General features: G+C 45.9%; 10 protein-coding genes and 1 pseudogene. 3 read left to right on the forward strand and 8 right to left on the reverse strand.

The window, feature by feature from the left end; genetic code table 11:
* Positions 1-58 precede the first annotated feature (58 nt).
* The 6 genes and pseudogenes from strainIA91_RS06925 to strainIA91_RS06950 all read right to left on the reverse strand — a co-directional run bounded on the left by strainIA91_RS06925 (position 59) and on the right by strainIA91_RS06950 (position 9627).
* Positions 59-3625: a right-handed parallel beta-helix repeat-containing protein gene (locus tag strainIA91_RS06925; RefSeq protein WP_400168246.1), complete on the reverse strand. Its 3567-nt coding sequence runs from the start codon at positions 3623-3625 to the stop codon at positions 59-61.
* Between the two features lie 291 nt (positions 3626-3916).
* Positions 3917-4285, reverse strand: a pseudogene (locus strainIA91_RS06930) (glycosyl hydrolase family 28-related protein); the annotation flags it as partial.
* Between the two features lie 39 nt (positions 4286-4324).
* Complete coding sequence (locus strainIA91_RS06935) at positions 4325-4996, reverse strand: outer membrane beta-barrel protein (protein ID WP_400166053.1); 672 nt, start codon at positions 4994-4996, stop codon at positions 4325-4327.
* Positions 4997-5342: 346 nt separating this feature from the next.
* Complete coding sequence (locus tag strainIA91_RS06940; RefSeq protein WP_400166054.1) at positions 5343-6419, reverse strand: hypothetical protein; 1077 nt, start codon at positions 6417-6419, stop codon at positions 5343-5345.
* 609 nt (positions 6420-7028) lie between these two features.
* Positions 7029-8213 (reverse strand): [FeFe] hydrogenase H-cluster maturation GTPase HydF, encoded by a 1185-nt coding sequence (gene hydF, locus strainIA91_RS06945; protein ID WP_400166055.1) that lies wholly within the window; start codon positions 8211-8213, stop codon positions 7029-7031.
* Between the two features lie 10 nt (positions 8214-8223).
* The gene (locus tag strainIA91_RS06950) at positions 8224-9627 is read right to left on the reverse strand and encodes an aspartate ammonia-lyase (protein WP_400166056.1); all 1404 of its coding nucleotides are present in this window, start codon (positions 9625-9627) and stop codon (positions 8224-8226) included.
* A 148-nt stretch (positions 9628-9775) separates the two neighbouring features.
* On the opposite strand from strainIA91_RS06950, the gene strainIA91_RS06955 reads away from it, so the two are divergent.
* The 3 genes from strainIA91_RS06955 (at position 9776) to strainIA91_RS06965 (ending at position 13013) form a co-directional block, all read left to right on the forward strand.
* Positions 9776-10735 (forward strand): PhoH family protein, encoded by a 960-nt coding sequence (locus strainIA91_RS06955; RefSeq protein ID WP_400166057.1) that lies wholly within the window; start codon positions 9776-9778, stop codon positions 10733-10735.
* A complete protein-coding gene (locus strainIA91_RS06960) occupies positions 10722-11483 on the forward strand; it encodes an NAD-dependent protein deacylase (protein WP_400166058.1) in 762 nt (253 codons plus the stop codon). The genes strainIA91_RS06955 and strainIA91_RS06960 overlap by 14 nt, the downstream gene beginning before the upstream one ends.
* Before the next feature lie 117 nt (positions 11484-11600).
* Positions 11601-13013, forward strand: a complete 1413-nt coding sequence (locus strainIA91_RS06965) for an aminopeptidase (RefSeq protein WP_400166059.1) — start codon at positions 11601-11603, stop codon at positions 13011-13013.
* Between the two features lie 1326 nt (positions 13014-14339).
* Here the strand turns inward: strainIA91_RS06965 and strainIA91_RS06970 are convergent.
* Positions 14340-16742, reverse strand: coding sequence for a GH36-type glycosyl hydrolase domain-containing protein (locus strainIA91_RS06970; protein WP_400166060.1), 2403 nt, complete (start codon positions 16740-16742; stop codon positions 14340-14342).
* Between the two features lie 17 nt (positions 16743-16759).
* Entirely contained in the window at positions 16760-19513 is a 2754-nt protein-coding gene (locus strainIA91_RS06975; RefSeq protein ID WP_400166061.1) for an alpha-mannosidase, read from the reverse strand.
* Position 19514 lies beyond the last annotated feature (1 nt).

A 19514-nucleotide genomic window follows, 5' to 3' on the forward strand; every position in this document is an offset into this window, starting at 1 on the left:
AGTGCTGAGTTCTGAGTTTTTTTCTCCCGCTGAGGTGCCGAGACGCGGAGGGGAAGGCTCATTTCATATATACAATCTTCCGGATCTGCACCTGCCGGTTATACCGGGCCCTGACGATATAAAGACCCGTAGAGAGGTGTGAAGCAGTGTAATCAAAATGGTGTTTGCCGGCGGGATGATTCGAAAAAGCTATCCGGTCCACAATGCGGCCGGTGATATCCACAACTTCAAACACAAGATCCCCCGCATCCGGCAGGCTGTAAGTCAAGCGGGTCACCGGATTGAAGGGGTTGGGATAGGCGGATCCAAGTATAAAAACTTCGGGAAGGATCTCCTCTTCCTGTCCGGGAAGGGTCCGTTTCCGGATGACTATTTGATCCGGATCTTCCCCCCGGTCCAGTCTGGCAATGCCGGTCAGTTCATCCTCCGGATATTTGGTTTTCAGTTCTGTTAAATAATACTCCGCCTGAACACTATCCGCTAAATCCTTATCATAGAGATTGAACAGATCAAAAAGGGCCGTGGTTTCATGGATGGTTTCCGGGTTTTCCGCAAGGATTTCACGGGAGAGGGCGATGGCCTGTTTCGTGTCTTTCATCCGACGGTATTCGGACACTTTCCGGGATTTGATCACGGCCCGGAGAGTCTTATCCTCAACACCGGTCAGGAGTTCATCCAGATACGTCAGCATATCCCGGGTTTTCTGTTCACGGCAGAGGCGCACGGACATGCTCAAGGCCCGGTAAGCATAAGTGGAGACGGGATATAAGCGGATCAGGGTTTGAAAATCATCGAGTGCCCCGGTATAGTTCTTTTCCCACACGGCACCCATAGCGACTTCCCACAGGGCTTTGGCCGCTTCGTCGCCCGGTTCTTCTTCAGGATGGGATGCGATGACCGATTCAGGGCTGCTTTTACTCAGGGTGCTTCCGGAACCGGGATCGGATTGCAAAGGATATGTGGTGAGTACATCTCCGTAACAGGCAGATGCCGAAGGTTGACCCCACCAGCAACGTCTTGCATCGATGGATGATGTGCCATCCGATGCGACGGCGGCATAATAGGTCCCCTGCCAGATAATGGAGTTTTTGCAATTTCCCCACACTTGTGGGATATGTCCACCCATAACAGGTGTTGAAGCATTGGATGCTAAAATAACACCCTCTGAGGATTCCCCGGATGACATATAATTAAAGCCCGTGTATGTATAATTTTCATACTGTCCAAACAGCGGATCGCTCCCGTTGTTTGCATACACTGCCCATAAAGCATCCGTGGTGCTGATCGTATTATAATACAGATCCGGTGATGATGAATACATTATAAAAGCATAATTCCCGCTTCCGCCGGTAATCAAATTATTGTGCATTTCCGAATTACTGTTCACAAAATATAGCCCGAATAACCCGGATTCCGTGATTGCATTTGATTCTATTAAGGGGGACCCGTTGTAAACATACAGGCCAAAGGTTGAGGCATTGCTGATTGTATTATCAGAAATTTCCGAACCCGCCGGGACATTCAGACTCATGATCCCATATCCGGTATTTGACAGTTCGTTGTTGGAAATAACGACAGACCCATTGGGATCTGAGCTATAAATAGCATACGCCTCTATATCGGATACCGTATTCTCAGATATATACGGCGTGCATCCATTAACACAATAAATACCATATTCACTGTTTGAGATTTCATTAAAGGTTATGACAGGTGTCCCATTCAATCCTGAATAAATTGCCCTGCTTGAAATATTTGTCAGATGATTATAAAATATATATGTGGAAGAATTCAGAGAGCTTATTCCGTAAGATGCATCAGATATGGTATTTGAACTGAGTACCAGGGCATCCTGGCCTGTTTTACCTGAATGATCACGAATGGCTGTGGTTGCATGGGTTATGGTGCATCCGCTTAATGAACCCGAACTGTTTTCCTGATAATATATACCACCCCAGGTTCCGGAAATACTTGTAAACGTTGCATTATTTCCTTCAAGGATTGCACCGCCTGCTATCTCCAATGTTTTTCCCGATGGATACTTTAACAGGGCTCCATCCTGAGCCACCAGCTTTCTTCCACTCGTCAAGGTATACGTATCATTAAAAATAAATTCTCCGCGAAGGTGAAGCTCTGATCCGTTATTAAATGCATCATCAATTGTTGTATACAACCCCAGAACCGTTGACCCGGACATAAGACGGATATCCGGAGTAAAGCTTGCACCGGATTCAATAGCAAGTGACCCGGATCCTTTTTGAATGGTATGACTGTCTAACGTAATATCCGACCCGTTTTTGAATGTCAGTGTCACCCCGGAGGGAACGGTGAGATTCGCGGCAAGGGTGTGAGACCCATAGACTTCGATACTCTGGCCGCTGCTGGCGGCTGACATCGCTGATGCGATTGTGGAATATATCCCTTTAATGGCACTTCCCGTTATAAGCCGGGTATGGGAATTGGAGGGGTTGATGGTCGCGCCGGATTCAATGGCAATGATTCCGCCTGTAGAAACAATTGAATACCCATTCAGATTAATATTCGTACTATTGGAAATAGTCAGGGTAACACCGGATGGAACAAAAACATGACCTGTGAGGGAGTGCGTAACTGACCATGTTTCATCGTAACTAAGTATGCCGCTTGTTGTAAAAGGTTTAGGTGTAGGATTTTCTACATAAGTTTTTTGAGGGCTATTAAAGCGCTCTTCTGCCGGTATACTGTAAGATAACTCACCACCGGTTTGTGTTTTAGGACCAATTGCAGGCCACGTATATCCATCTAAAAATTCAGGTTTTGAGGAGTAATAATAGGAGACATCATCCAATCTGTAAGCTGAATAACCAGGACCATCATAAGCCACATTGTGAGTTACATCAAATGTATAATCATTCAGAATTCCATAAGCATCAGTTGCTGGTACAGCATCTCCAATCCAATTAAAACGTAAAGGATATAACCAATCGCCCTGTTTTTCCATGTTTCCCAAGGTAGCCCATTCATGCATTGTCTTAATAAGTGCAATACCACCAGTAGCCATATTTCTTACAAACGTATTATAAAGGCCATTATCACCGTGATAATCATCCGATGCAATTCTTTCAACAATATTGTGTTCAAAAAGATGACCAAATGGGTATTTGGCATGTAAATCAAGATCACGATCGTCATATCCAATGCCAAGCCAATAAGTTGAGTGTTGTTCTCGTGAATAGTTAAATGTCCAAACATTGCAGTTCGAGCCTGCGCCGGCAACCATTGCGTGACGAAGGTATCGAAAAATATTATTTTCGACTAATGTATTTGTTGTGCTTGCTCCCATAGTAACTCCATATCCCCACCCTCCGCCTCCATAGTCCATTGCTTCATGCAGATAACATCCGGAAATTTCACAATGAGACGATGTGGATATGCCGATATGATGACACGCTGCCTTATAGGATTCAACGCCCCGAACCCAACAGTTAATAGCAAAATTAATGATTATATTACAGGGATGACCTGAAGTTGATTTCTCATTCGGAGACCTTATGATCTTTAAATCTTCAATTCCGATATTTTGAACGGGTGTTACTTCACGAACTTTAAGAGAATAATCGGTATTCACTTCGTCATCATAATTCATGTTGGCTTCATCTTTAATTTCTCTCCAGTCGCCAGTGGCATCGGAACCTTGAGCAGTGATCCTCGTTATTTGTCCGACAATTTCTCTAGCAAAATCTTGCTCTGTATGATAATTAAAATTTCTCTTAATAAAATGAATCCAATCATCAATCGCAATGCCGCTTAATACTCCAACAGGAGCTGCATGCATTACGGATTCTCCTTTATCAAAATCCTGGTCCAAGTCTATCCATGCGCCGGCTGTGCCAGTCAAAGCAAAACAACTATAATTTTTCATGTTTTGAAAAACGAGAACAGTCTTGTCTGATCCGGCTCCTTGAAACACGATATTTCTCTCATCTTGAGATAATTGTATGGTACTGGTAAAGTAGTAAGTACCCGCTGGAAAATAAATAATCGCCAAACCTCCAGTTGTATTAACATGATTTCTTGCCGTATTAATTGCTGTCGCAACTTGCGAACTGGCAGCTCCCGGACTAATTGGTATAACCAGTTTTGGCTCCACAGAACTCATATCCTGTAAAAGCCCCGCTACATTCCAGGTAACCTGGTTGTACGCAGGAATATGGCCGACACCATTCCATAACGTTTGTGATTGAACCTCTGTTATAGTTATAATAATTAAACTAAAGGATAATATTATTATATTTGTTATTCTCATTTTACAATCCTCCGAATTAATGTGATAAATTCATAGAATCTAGAAAAGAAAAGCTGCTGACATTTTAAAAGTATCTATCTTATCCCTGACACTTAAGCTTGAAACACCTTCGGTTATTGATAATGCTCTTGAATAGTTAATTATTAAAACAAATTGATAATAAGATAACCTGAAACCAATTTGAATATTGGTAGATGGGATAGTATAGTTTTCATCAAGAGGAATATAATCGTAGGGATATGTTTTCCTTTCATCTGGTCCGAGTAGTATTGTTTTTTGATTTGAAATTCTTGTATGATTTTTAATAGGTATCGAAAGGCTAAAACCAGTATAGATACTTGAACTAGTTTTATTTTTAATTATAATAGAATAGCCAACACTTACAGGTAATTCTATATATGATATATTTACATTGATATCTCCTATTTCTATATCGGAATCATCAAAATAAGGATCACTCTTCCAAGTTCTGTCTTCTAAAATAAACTTTTTTCGTTGATAATTTATTCCGAAACCAATAAATCCATTAAATGAGTGAATTGGATAAAAATCCTTCATAATTCCGAAGGTAAGTCCTGGTTGACTAATACATTTCTCATTACGAAATTTTGATTGATTAAAGCCAAGCTCTATACAATTAGGTGATTTTGCTCTTCCATTAACAGGACTCAGCAAAATAAATACAAGTAAAATTAATAATAGTTTATTCATGTATGATTTCTCCCTCAAAAATGGTATGTTGAAAGATACTTATATTTATAATGAAACGACACATAATGATTTTCGAAGTTTATTTGCATTTTCTTAAGTCTTTCTACAATTTATGGGTGTTCTTAAGAATTATTTAATCAATCCAATTTAGAAAACCAATTTTTCTTACATGCTGTTCTCATCTAATTCCTGTTGTTATAAAAAATAGAATCACTAAAACCAGACATAATTGAACTTGTTCATCATTCTACTCCTTTTATGTTGAATTTTGTATTAAGAGAAAAAACAAACAAAGGCCATAAGATTTTTTCTTTATATTTAAACAATTTTATAAGATAATATGGATTCATGATTCAACCGGATATCCATGTAGAACTAAATTATTATACTCCCCATAATTTCGTATACAATAAAATATTTCATTTTCAAAAATTAGAGGGGAACCTGTAATCCTCATTTTTTCGAATGGAAATTTATAAATATATTCTATATCAGTGCCGTTATAATGTGCAATACCGTCCCGTCTGGCAACAAATAAATCTTTCTCATGTCTTCCACAAACCTGGGCGAAATATTTGTCATGATCAACAGAAAGAACGTGTATGAAGCTGTCGTCTTGATATCTGCATAATTCACGTCCTAAAAGAAAGAAGATTTTGCCACCAATACTGCTCATATTAGCCCAGTAAATTTCACTTTCTTTGTTGGAATAGATTTGCTGTAGTTCATTATCTACTACCTGATAAAATTCCACATCGCCGTCACCGGTCTCATAATTGATCCCGTATGAAAATACATACACATTGCCATTCTCTGCTCTAATCTTTAAAAACTGCGAATTAAAATCAGCCCGGGCTATTTCCCGCCAGTTCGCGCCGTCATAATGCAAGACAAACCCTCGCCAACACTCATTTGTTCCATCAAAAAAACTGATAACACCACAGGCATAAACATCGTTTGGTGAGGTTCCCCAGATATCCTCAACACTTATTGCATGGTAATTTTCTTCGATACTATACACATAGTTTTGCTTCCATTCCACGCCGTCATAATGCCAGATCCCTGCTCCTCGTTCACCCCAGCCTGCCTGTCCCCCCATCCATACATCATCCGCACTGAAACCAAACAGCGTCATTCCGGTACACCAGATTGTTTCATTGGTGTACGTCGTCCACTCTGTGCCGTCATAGTGCAGCAGCCGGTCATACTGGGTACCGCCACCGCCAACCGCCCATACGTCATCAGGTGAAGCACCCCATACCGAACTGATATAATTCATGGGCATATCCAGCGTATCCAATGTCCATACATAGTTCCGTTTGCCCGGTTCCGGCTCAGGTTCAAATTCCGAAGGATTATCTTCACAGGAACAAAGAGCCAATAGTGTTATCATACTTACTATCAGACATGTTTTCCGGATCATGCTTGCCTCATCTGTTTTTTCGAATTGCACCTTTATGGTGAAAAGACTGGAGTATTTTCATTCTCTTGGTTAAAAGATTGAAATCAGGTAATAAATTTTTTCTTTTTCTGTAATTGTTAAATATATAGTGACATTGACACAAACAATTACACATTAAAATAACTATTTTTGATTTTTGGCTCATATTACCAACACTTTTTACGAACTTACTGCATATTATAAAAAAAAAAAAAAAACGAATGTCAAGATTTAAAAAGGTTGAAACGTTGAGGATCGCTGTTCGCAGTCGGCAGTGGGCAGTCGACAGTTGGCAGTGACGAGGAGATTGGGGAGATTGATTTGATTGGTTTGATTGATTCGATTAAAACACCAGGAGCGAAGCGACGCTAACTTCCAGCTTCCAGCTTCTAACTTCTGAAAACGCTGCACTCAGCATCTCAGCACCCTCTAAAGCCTCTGCACTCTCTGCCCCCCTCACCATATAACAAACATTCTCCGCGCTCTCCGCGCCCTCCGCGGTAGAAAGAAATCCTCCGCCCTCTCTGCACACCCTCAAAAACATTCTCTGCATCTCTGCGCCCTCTGCGAGAGGATAAAACCTCCCCTCCATCAATAACCAAAGGGGCGAACCACCCGGTCCAGCAATCCGTGGACCTTGGAAATAATCACTCCATAATTGGTGATGGGAATATTTTGCCGGTGGGCGGTCAATAAGCGCCGTTTGAATTCCATGCCGGTAATCATACAACTGCCACAATGAATGATTAAGGCGTACTCTTCCAGTTTTTCAGGGAAATCATGTCCTGTGTAGACATCAAAATGGAGATTTTTTCCGGTGTACTGTTTCAGCCAGCGGGGGATTTTAACACGGCCGATATCATCGGACTGCACATGATGCGAACAGGCTTCGGCAATAAGGATTTTATCCCCGTCTTTCAGCCTGTCCGCTGTATTGGCTCCTTCCACCAGCATGGCAAGATCCCCTTTATACCGGGCAAAAGCGGTGGAAAAGGTGGTAAAAGGGACTTCTTCCGGTACACTCCCTGCCACTTTCAATACAACCTGGGAATCGGTGATAACCAGTGCCGGTGGCCGGGATAGTTTTTCAAGGGCTTCATCCAGCTCACGATCCTTCACGGTAATCGCAATGGCATCATTATCCAGCACTTCCCGGATGACCTGCACCTGAGGCAGAATCAGACGACCTTTTGGAGCCGCCAGATCGAGGGGTACCACTAACACCACCAAATCACCGCCCTGAATAATATCCCCGATAATCACCGGTTCATTTCTGAAATAGTCCGGGACAGAAGCAATGATTTTTTCCTTCAGGTCGTGGACACCCAGAAATGTTTTTGTCGAGACCCTCAGGGCACGGTCCACTTCTTCCACGGGAATTTCCGGAGAGGCCAGGTCCGATTTATTGAATGCAATCACATAGGGGATGTCCATTTTTTTTAAATCATGAATAATTTTTCTATCTTCGTTGGTAACCCCCTTTTCATCCGTTACCAAAACAGCAATATCGGTCCGCAACAGAACCTTCCGGGTGGCTTTCACCCGCATATCCCCCAAATCACCGGTGTCATCCAGTCCGGCTGTGTCATAAAAGGTTACCGGTCCGACAGGTATGAGTTCATACGCTTTCGCCACAGGATCGGTGGTTGTACCGGGCTCTTTCGAGACAATGGCAATCTCCTGTTCGGCAATGGCATTGATCAGGGAGGATTTTCCCGCATTCCGCCTGCCTAAAAAAGTGATAATCAGTCGTTCACCACGGGGGGCTTTAGTCATAACGTTCTCCTTACACGGTATCGCCGGGTGTAAATCCCAGTTTCAACATATTCTGAGGTGATAAGATGGTATCCAGTTGATCCGGAGTCAGATATTTCTTTTCCAGCACCAGATTTTTGAATGATTTCTTTTCGGCCAGTGCTTCTTTCACCCATGTCTGCACGGTATCGTACCCAAAATATGGCACCAGCGCCGTTGCCAGGGTCCACCCTTCACCGATTTTAGACTCACAGGATTCCCGGTTCGCCTGAATATCCCGTGTACAGTGATGATCCATGGCAACAGTCACGGCTGTCAAGAGCTTCAGGGATTCCATAAAACTGTGCGTGATCAACGGGATAAGATGATTTAACTCCAGCTGTCCCATACCTGCCGCCTGAGCGATAACCTGGTCATTGCTCATGACCCGCAGTGCAACCTGTACGGCGGATTCAGGAATCACAGGGTTGACCTTTCCAGGCATGATGGATGATCCTGCCTGGATTTCCGGCAACCGGAGTTCATGAAATCCACCGGCCGGACCCGATGAAAGAAGCCTGAGATCATTGGCAATTTTCATCAAATTCACGGCATAACTTTTCAAAATGGCCGAAACTTCTGCAAAACTGTCCAGATTCTGGGTGGCATCCACCAGATTTTCTGCCCTGGCCAGTACGAGTCCCGTCTCTTTTTTCAAGTGTTCAGATGCTTTAAAAATATACTCCCGTGGAGCCCCCAAACCGGTCCCTACGGCCGTTCCCCCCAGGTTATGGATCTTAATCCGCTCCCGGGCTTTAAAAATCCGCCAGCGGTCCCGGGCAACCGCCTCCGCCCAGGCACCAAAGGTCATTCCCAGTGTCATAGGGACTGCATCCTGAAGCTCGGTCCGTCCCAGTTTTAAAATATTCTGAAATACAGACTCTTTTTCCTGAAGACCCGCCTGCCAGTCTGTGACCGCCTTTTCAAGGTCCTTTAAACGGAGTAACACTGCCACTCGTAGTGCCGTGGGATACACATCATTGGTGGACTGATGGCGGTTTACATCGTGCAGGGGGTGGATCTTATCATAGGATCCCGGTGCAAAGCCCATTTTCTTCAATGCCAGATTGGCAAGGACCTCGTTAAAATTCATATTGGTGGATGTCCCGGCCCCTCCCTGCCAGGGATTGACTACAATCCAGCTGTGGTGTTTTCCTCCGGCAATTTCAGAACAGGATTCAGCCAAAACCCGGGCTTTATCTGAATCCAGAAAACCTGTCTCTTCGTTCGCAAGAATACACGCTTTTTTAACAAGGGCAAACGCTTTGATAAAAACCGGGTCCAACCGTTCTTCACTGTAAGCAAAATGATTGACAGACCGCTGTGTATGAATGCCATACAGACAGTCATCCGGTAATTCAAGGGTTCCTAAGGCATCTTTTTCAATTCGGGACATGGGGAAACCCCCTATTTTTACTGAAATTTACACAAAGCAGGTGGATTCCGCACGAAGAGAATCCCCATGGATAAATCCCATCCCATGGAGGTAACACTTCTTTTTGCACATAACTCTTTTTAAATTCAAAAGGAACAAAAGGAGATACATGGCAGAAACACGACGGGAAATACTGATGCGGGGATTTGATCCCCTGGCCCTTCTGGGGGTGAATGATGAAAATTTAAAAGTCCTTGAGGATCACTTTAATGCAGAAATCATAGCCCGGGGGCAAAGTATAAAAATTGTGGGGGATCCCATCGAGGTGGAACGGATTCACCATATCCTCAATCAGTTAATCCAGCTTATTCCCAAGAAAGAATATATCAAACCATCGGATGTAAAAACCGTGATCAATATTGAAGCAGATGACTCAGACTCCATTTTCTCTGTTCCGGAGGAATCGATCATACTTTTCACACCGAACGGACTCATCCGTCCCCGAACTGCAGGCCAGGCGGAATATTACCGGATCGCTTCAGAAAATGATATCACATTTGCCATCGGTCCGGCAGGGACAGGCAAAACCTATCAGGCCGTGGCCATGGCCGTGGCGGCATTGAAAAACCGGGAGATCCGGAAAATCATCCTCACCCGACCCGCCGTGGAAGCCGGGGAAAACCTGGGATTTCTTCCGGGGGATATGAAAGAAAAAATCGATCCCTACCTGGCACCCCTCTACGATGCCCTGAAAACCATGATCAGTCCTGAAAAACTGAAAGTCTTTTTCGAACAGAAAATTATTGAAATCGTTCCTCTTGCTTATATGCGCGGGCGGACCCTTGACAGTGCCTTTCTCATCCTGGATGAAGCCCAGAACACCACGCCGCTGCAGATGAAGATGTTTCTGACCCGTATCGGTGTGAATTCCAAGGCCATTATTACAGGAGATATCACCCAGATCGACCTGCCTTCCAAACAACGGTCCGGACTCATGGACGCCGTGAATATTCTGAAAGATATCGACGGTATCGGGTTTACCTATCTGACTGAAGTGGATGTGGTCCGCCATCATCTGGTCAAACGGATCATTAAAGCCTATTCGGACTCGGGGGATGACCTTGAGTGATTTTTCTTCTCATCTGGAAAAAGCGGCTCGTTTAATCCTCCATGCAACACATACAACGGCATTCACCGGTGCCGGCATTTCCGTGGAAAGCGGCATTCCCCCCTTCCGTGGCAGAGAAGGGTTATGGTCCCGCTATGATCCGGGATGCCTGGATCTGGATGCATTCTACCGGGATCCTACCCAGACATGGACGCTCATCAAAGAAATCTTTTACGACTTTTTCGGCCGGGCAAAACCCAATCCGGGACACATAAGCCTGGCGGAGATGGAAAAAGCCGGGTATTTGCAGGCCGTAATCACACAAAACATCGATAGTCTGCACCATCAGGCAGGAAGCCGGAATATCATTGAATTTCATGGAACATCAGGTCGTCTGAAATGTACCCGGTGCGGTAAGGTTATCCCTTTCGAACCGTCTTATCTCAAACAACTTCCACCCCTATGTAGATCTTGTGGCGGAATTTTGAAACCGGATTTTATCTTTTTTGGGGAAGCAATTCCCTATAAGGCCTATGATGCCTCAATAGAGGAAGCCCGGATTGCTGATGTTTTTCTGATCATCGGTACCACAGGAGAGGTCGTCCCTGCCTCATCCGTCCCCTGGCAGGCAAAAACCCACGGGGCAGCCATCATTGAGATCAATCCCGAACCGTCGGCGTACACCCATGCCATTACCGATATCTATCTTCAGGGCAAGGCGGGGGAAATTCTGCCGGATCTAATACAAAGCATAGAAGTTATATCCTGAAACGGGGATTTTCTGAAACCTTTCCCCTCTCCAGGACACATACAAAAACACAAGCACTCCTTACATTGGAGTCTGAAATGTTGTAAATTTGCCCGTTCATTTAACAAAGGAGGCAATATGAAAGAACAGGAAAATCAAAACAATGCATTAAAAGACGAACTTCTGCATACGCGGAAAAATGTGTGGGACACACAGAAAGACCGGGAAGCAGTCTTTGCTTTCAACACCGATTATGTATCCTTTCTGGATTCATCCAAAACCGAGCGTGAAGCCGTAAGAAATGTGATTCAACTGGCTGAATCCAAAGGATTTGAAAATATCCTGACATCCCCTAAAAACATGGATAAGCTTTATTACCCCCTTCACGGCAAATCCATTGCCCTCTACCGGAAAGGGGAAAAACCACTGACAGAAGGTGTTCATATTCTCGTTGCCCATGTGGATTCACCGCGGCTTGATCTGAAGCAGTATCCGGTGTATGAAGACCAGGACCTGGCCATGTTTAAAACCCATTATTACGGCGGCATCCGGAAATATCAATGGGTGTCTATTCCGCTGGCATTGCACGGGATCTTTGCCATGAAAGACGGGAGCATCAAAAACATTGTGATCGGAGAAAAGGACAGCGATCCTGTATTTACCATTGCCGATCTTCTCCCACACCTGGCGGCAAATGCCCAGAATACGAAGAAAGCCACCGAATTCATCCCCGGTGAAAAACTGAATATTCTTGCCGGAAGTCTGCCAGTCAACGATGACGAAAAGCAGGATCAACGGTTTAAACTGAACATCCTGAAACTGTTTAAAGACACTTACGGCATTGCAGAAGATGATTTTTTAAGCGCCGATGTAGAGCTGGTTCCGGCTGGTAAATCCCGGGATGTGGGACTGGACCGGTCTCTTTTGGGTGGATACGGACACGACGACAGGGTGTGTGCTTATACAGCGCTTCGTGCCATCCTGGATGTGGAAAAGGTCAAAAAACCGGTTCTTGTTTTTCTCATGGACAAAGAAGAGATCGGCAGTGAAGGAGCCAGTGGTTCCAATACCTGGTTTCCCGAGATGGTGGTGGGTGAAATCCTGGCCCTGGAAGGCAAAGACAGCTACACCGCAATCCGGCGGACCCTGTCCAATGCCCGGTGTCTGTCCGCCGACGTAAATGCAGCGGTTCACCCGGACTGGAAGGACGTCCACGATTTGAGAAACGCCGCGTATATAAACGGTGGTATTGTATTGACAAAATTCACCGGTGTCCGCGGTAAAGCAGGAAGCAGTGAAGCCAACGCGGAGTTTGTGGCAGCTCTCCGGAAAATTTTTGATGAAAATGACATCACCTGGCACATGGCCGAGCTGGGAAAAGTGGATGAAGGCGGCGGCGGAACTATCGCCAAATTTATGGCCTATTACGGCATGCAGGTTATTGATGCCGGTGTACCGGTCCTGGGGATGCACTCACCTTTTGAGGTTGTGAGCAAAGGAGATGTGTACGAGACATATAGGGCCTTTCGGGCAATTATGAATGATGAATGATGAATGATGAATGATGAATGATGAATTGAATGAAGAATGATGAATGATTGTTCCCACTGAGGGTGCGGAGGTCTTTTTTCCTCCCGCAGGGGGCGCAGAGATGCGGAGGGATTTTGGGTGATGCCTCCCGCTGAGGGCGCGGAGACGCGGAGAGTGTTTTTATATTGCGAAGGGGGCGGAGGACACAGAGAGCACGGAGGATTTTTTCCTCCCGCAGAGGGCGCAGAGACGCGGAGATTATTTTTTATATATCGCAGAGGAAATTTGGGAGCACGGAAGGTATGAGGGTATAAGGGCACGATAGTGAGAGGGTGCAGACCTGTGTCCGCCCGAAATATTGGCACCTCGATATGCCGGCCAGTCGGCGGCCTACTCAACGACCGGGATGATTGAAATAAAGCCTCAATCTGTTGTTTTATTCGACAAAACATATATACGAATAACAATATTATCTTGCATTGTGTCGCATTTCGGCGTATTTTACCCCCGGGGTGGGGGGCGTTACCTAATCGTATTCATATATCTTGTTTCACTTATAGCCTTTGGAGTAATTTATTACAATATCATCCAATAAATAAAAGTCAGAATATCTAAGTCTGAAAATCTGCAATTTTCTAAAACATACACTCAAAACTCAAGACTCCAACTCAGAGGCAGGACACGTCCTGCCCCTACGACTCTCCACTCTCCACTCTCCACTCATTCAATGTATCTTACCCCCCGGGGTGGGGGGCGCGTTACCTAATCGAATTCATATATTCCATCTCTCCTATAATCCTTGTGCTAAATCAAATGAATCGCCAATTCTATTAAAGAAGTTAGAAGGTGGAAGTTGGAAGTTAGCGTTGCTTCGCTCCTGGTGTGTGTCGAGATGTAGGGACAGGCTGCGGCCTGTCTGAAGTTAGCGTCGCTGCGCTCCTGGTGTTTCAATCAAATCAATCAAACCAATCGAATCAATCCCCTGTGAAATACGCTGCGCTCATTTCATGGGCAGGCAATCACCTCCTAGAAGTTGGAAGTTGGAAGTTGGAAGTTAGCGTCGCTGCGCTCCTGGTGTTTCAATCAAATCAATCCCTCCGCATCTCTGCGCCCTCTGCGGGAGCCAAGAAATATCCCTCAGCATCTCCGCGCCCTCTGCGGGAACAAAAAAAGATCCCTCAGCATCTCTGCGCCCTCTGCGGGAACCAAAAAATATCCCTCAGCATCTCCGCGCCCTCTGCGGGAACCAAGAAATATCCCTCCGCATCTCTGCGCCCTCTGCGGGAGCCAAAAAAAATCCCTCCGCGTCTCCGCGCCCTCTGCGGGAGGCCTCCTACTCTCACCTCGTTACTCGTCACTCAATCTCACCTCCACATCCAATTCCCTGCCGTCATATTTTTCAGGATCCAAAACCTGTGAATCATGAGATTGTCCGTTAACAGTCATGGATTTGACACCCATATTCACACGATCAGGGTTGTGTATTCGAATGTGAAGGGTTTTACCCCGAAATTTCCGGGTGATGTTTACCTTATCCCAGTCTGCAGGGATGCGGGGATCAATCAGGAGTCCACCGGGGACGGGCCGTATTCCCAGTAAATAACCATAGCCAATGTACAACATCCACACGGCAGATCCGGTAAGCCAGGAGTGACTTGCCTGTCCCTGTGTGGGGTGTTCAGGACTTGTGACATATTCTGAAAAAACGTAGGGTTCGGTTTCATACCGGTCGATATCCGTACCGGAATTCACGGGAAGCATTTTCTGATAGATCCGGTATGCGTCTTCTATCTGTCCATTCATAAGGGCTGCCAGGACAAACCAGGCAGAGGCATGATTAAAGACTGCTCCGTTTTCCTTTTTCCCGGGCACACAACGGCTGATGAGCCCAACCGTGTCATCAATTCGATGGTATGCCGGACGGCAAATTTGCATGCCGTAAGGTGTTTCCAGCTGGTCAAGACAGCTCTTCAAGGCTGTATTCCCCCGTTCCGGCGTGGCCATTCCGGATATGACAGACCAGGTCTGGGCATTCAGGAAAATCTGTCCCTGGTCATCCTCCGGCGTTCCCACCGGCTGACCGTTGTCCCGAAAAGCCCGCAGGTACCACGTCCCCGTCCAGGCCAGATCATTGATGGTTTTGGTGAGTGTCTTGTAGGCTTGGGAATATTTTTTCACCTGCACTGTTTCTTTCCTGAAATCGAAAAAGGAGACAGCTTCTTTCAGGATATATCCCAGAAAAAAGGCTCCCCAAATGGTTTCTCCCTTTCCTTTTGGTCCGATATGATCCAGGGTATCATTCCAATCTCCATTCATAATCCGGGGGAGTCCCCGTTCCGTGGTTTCACTGATGGCATAATCCATAGCCCGGACCATGTGTTCACAGACAGTTCCTTCACCTTCGTCGTGATAAGGCACAGTTTCTTCGAAGATTGAGGCATCTCCTGTTTCAGAAAAATATTTTATAAGACCAAAGGGAATCCACAAAGGGGTATCGGAGTGCCGTGTTCGTTCACCCGTTCCTGCCAGTTTAAAAAAGTTATGGAGGGTCGATCCGTCATTGAACTGGAATTGCAGGGCATTGAGCAGGCGTTTCCGTACCCGCTCCGGTTCCACCATCACCATCCCGAGAATATCCTGGAACTGGTCCCGCATTCCCGTCCCAAAAAGCAGTCCGCCATGGTAATATCCCGAATTCCGGGCCATGTCAAAGGTAACTGCCGCCTGATATTGGTTCCAGGTATTTAGCATAGTGTTCACTTTTTCATCGGGGGTTTCCACCTGCAAAACGGAAAAATAATCCTGCCAGTACTGTTGAAGGGCAGACAGTTTTCCTTCAATAAATGTTTGTGATTTCCAACTGTTTATATCACTAAGCTTTGCAGATTCTTTCTCCGAAACTTTCATGAGTATGGAAAAATCCAACGTGTTGCCGGGTTCCAGTTTTACTTTGGACTGAAGGGCGGCCACAGGATCACCGGCGGTGATTTCCGTATGATGCATTTCCCCTGTTTCAACTGAAAGAGGATTAGCCTCGGAGCGCCATTTCCCGATAAAGGTGTCCAGACTGGCATCAAACCCGCTCACATCCAGTGTGGAGGCAAACTGGAGAATGTATTTCCAGTCGATATTGGGCTGGATTACAGAGACTTTCTTATTTAAAACCCAGTAACGCCGGGTGGCCACCAGGGATTGGGACTCTTTATCAAAGTGGATATCGGTAAAATGTTTGTCGTTGGGCTGATTGATCAGGTCATTCAGAGCATTTCCCATGAGGAGTTCGGTAAACGCATAGATTTCCAGATTCCGGGGGCGTTCAGACAGGTTTGTGAGACTGATTTTCCAGATTTCTCCCGTTTCGTCACGGGGGACAAAATAGGTGATTTCACCCCGGATGCCCTTGTATTCCGTGATGATGCGTGTATATCCCATCCCGTGATGACATTCATACAGATCATAGTTAACATTCAGGGTGGGAGCCCAACTCAGAGACCAGTATTCCCCGCTTTCTGTATCTTTCACCATCACATACCGACCGGGACGATCCCAGGGCAGGCTGTTATAGCGCATGCGCGTCAGGCGGTTATCCCGGGGGGAATCAAGGTAGCTGAATCCACCGCCGGTGTGGGAAATAAGTCCGGCATACCGGTCATTCCACATGTAGTTAAACCAGGGACGGGGTGTTCGCGGGTCTGTTATGACAAATTCCCGTTTTTTTGCATCGAAGTAGCCATATTTATTTTTCAACATGAAACGCTCCAAATCCTCTATGACTTTGTGATTATTTTAAGTGTCATGATTTCCCGGCTGTTCAGGGTCACTCTCCATTTGCCGTCTCTTTTTCTCAGCTTTTTGCCGGTGCTCTCTTCCAGTGTCGTTTTTTCAATGTTTTTGACTGGAAAAGCAAAGTTCAGGAATGTTGTCTGGCGGGTTCTGGCCGGATTATAAAGACGCAGGATATATGTATTCGGCGTCCGGGCATCACTCTCTTTCACAGCCGATACAATGACATTCCCGTTATCCAATTCCAGAAAGGAAAAATCCGTTTTAAGCTTCCCCGCAGTCCGCCCTGTCTGAAAAAAGGCAGGGGGATAATTTTTCCGCATGGCTTCGGCATATACACCCCCTGTTTGCCAGTCCCCTTCATGCGGCATGAGGGCAAAATGGTAAACAGATTTTCCCAGACACTGAGATCCTTTATCCTCTTCATAATCCTGTTTTGAAGCAGGCTGAATGACATAGTGAAAAGCCCGGAAAAGGGTCAGGGCCAGGGTATGATTTGTATCATCCATCATTTCATACTCTTTCAGTCCGTTTACAAGGATGGATAATCCTTTTTTCCCTGCTTTTACACCGGCAAAATGATACAGGGGATAATCGTACATGGGCTGTTCCACCCAGTCCGAAGTATCCGGCCGCTCTACCGGTCGCTCCACCACATCAAACTGTCCTTCGGCAAAATGAACCTTCGCATGTAATCCGGTCGGAAATAAAATCCTCAGCCGGTGATCTTCTGCAGGATTATCCACCTCGGCAGTAAGGTCCAATCGCCGGGATCCTTTGCTCAGTGTCAAAGCCAGGGTCACAGGCATAACAGCCGAATGAATTCCCTGACGGCGTTCATCCAGATCTTCCGGGATTTCCAGTTCGTATTCCACTTCAACAACTGCCCTTAACCAGTTGTTTTCTCGTATAGTTACAAAACTCTCTGAAAGCCGGCTGTCGCCAAATGGTTTCACCGGTTCATGGACCCAGGCATGGCCGGCTTCCCCTTCATCGATAAAGTATCCCAGGCCGGAATAACGGGTATCGTGTGCTTTGTCTATGAGTGTAAAGGTCCCGTCATCTCCGATTTCAACACGTAAAAATTCGTTTTCGATGATTCTTCCCCCTTTGGAAGCCAAAAGTCTTACCGGCGGGGTTCCCAGTTGTGACACCGGGACAGCCTGAAACGAACGGAGTCCAAAGGAGGGTATGGCGGGCATATCGGCCAGGATGCGGTAGCGGACCATCTTATAGTACATGGGGCGGTCTTCCAACTGCTCCAGAACCGGTTCAGAGGGTAATCTTTCGAGGATTACCGTATGGACCTCTTCTCCTTGATTATCAACAAGTTTCACTGATCCTTTATCGTACTTTTCAGGAATATCCACGTACAATTCAAAAGGACCGTCTGCATTAAACTGCACCGGGTTCAGGGCATGGATATGGATACTGTGTGCCGGTGCATGGGAAAGGTCCAGTTGCTTCGCCAAAAACTGACAAGCCCGTTCAAACACACCATCGGCGATTTCGTTGATCTGTTTGTAACGGTTCATCATATCCGTATGAACCGTATCCAGGCTGCATCCGCCGATGGAATCATGGGCAGAATTTTCCAGGAGTTTCCGCCAGGCGATATTCAGATATTCATCCCCGATATTGAGTCCATAAATCCCGGCAAAGGTATTAAAGGGTTCGGCATACTTTTCCAACAGGCGTTCAGACTGAAAATTGGCCTGTTTCAAATACATGCGGGCAGAGGTGATATACCCGTACAGATTTCCACTCCGGCGGTCAAACTGAGCACTGCGCCGTTCTCCGGTCACTCTGCTGAGTTTTGCAGGATCAGCGTCAGCTTTGAGTCCCGCCACGTAATCCTCAAGGGTACTGTGGCGGACATCCACGTCGGGCATCATTTTTTGGATATCCCGGATAATTTTCGGTGTTTTCCCGTTGGGGCCGCTGGAATCGTGTCCTTCCATCCAGATGACATGGGGGGTTGTAAAGTCATTCACCTGTTCATCGATCAACTTTTGGACCCATGGCCGGATGTTTTCCTTATAGTAACCATCTTCCGCTTCAATCATGGCATAATCGTGCCCCACCCGCTCCGGGTCTGTCAAGTGGAACGATATTTCGTGGTTATCCCAGGGATGAGCCACCATATCTGGTGTCTCGTTGTGAATGACGGGACGATAGACGTAAAAGTAGAAATTATAGCGGGGCATGGTTGAGAAGCGTGATGCCAAAACAACGGTCCCGTCAGCCCCTTCCCAGAGGAATTCGGCTTTGGGACTGTCCAGGGAATTCATTCCCCGGTAGAACATAATCACATCTATACCAAATTCCGTGTATATCTGTGGCAATTGGGAGATCTGTCCCCAGGAAAAGGGGGAATATCCAACCTTGGACACCCGTCCGAACTCCCGGCAGATTTTGTGTCCCAGCAGTAAATTCCGGATCAGATTTTCACCGCTGACCATAAATTCATCGGGCAGGATAAACCACGGACCGATAAAGAGACGTTTTTCCTTTACATATTGGGATATCTGTGCTTTTTTTTCAGGACGGATCTCCAGATAATCCGTCAGTACCACAGACTGGCTGTCCAGATGGAATGCTTTGTAATCCGGTTCTTTTTCCAGGATATCCAGCAGATTGTCCATCATTTTCACCAGCATCTGCCGGTTTTTTTGGTAGGGATAGCGCCATTCCCGGTCCCAGTGTGTATTGGAAATGACGTGAAAAATGCGTTTCATG

The organism is Candidatus Neomarinimicrobiota bacterium (genome assembly GCA_041154365.1).
Classification (GTDB): Bacteria; Fidelibacterota; Fidelibacteria; order Fidelibacterales; family Fidelibacteraceae; genus Fidelibacter; species Fidelibacter multiformis.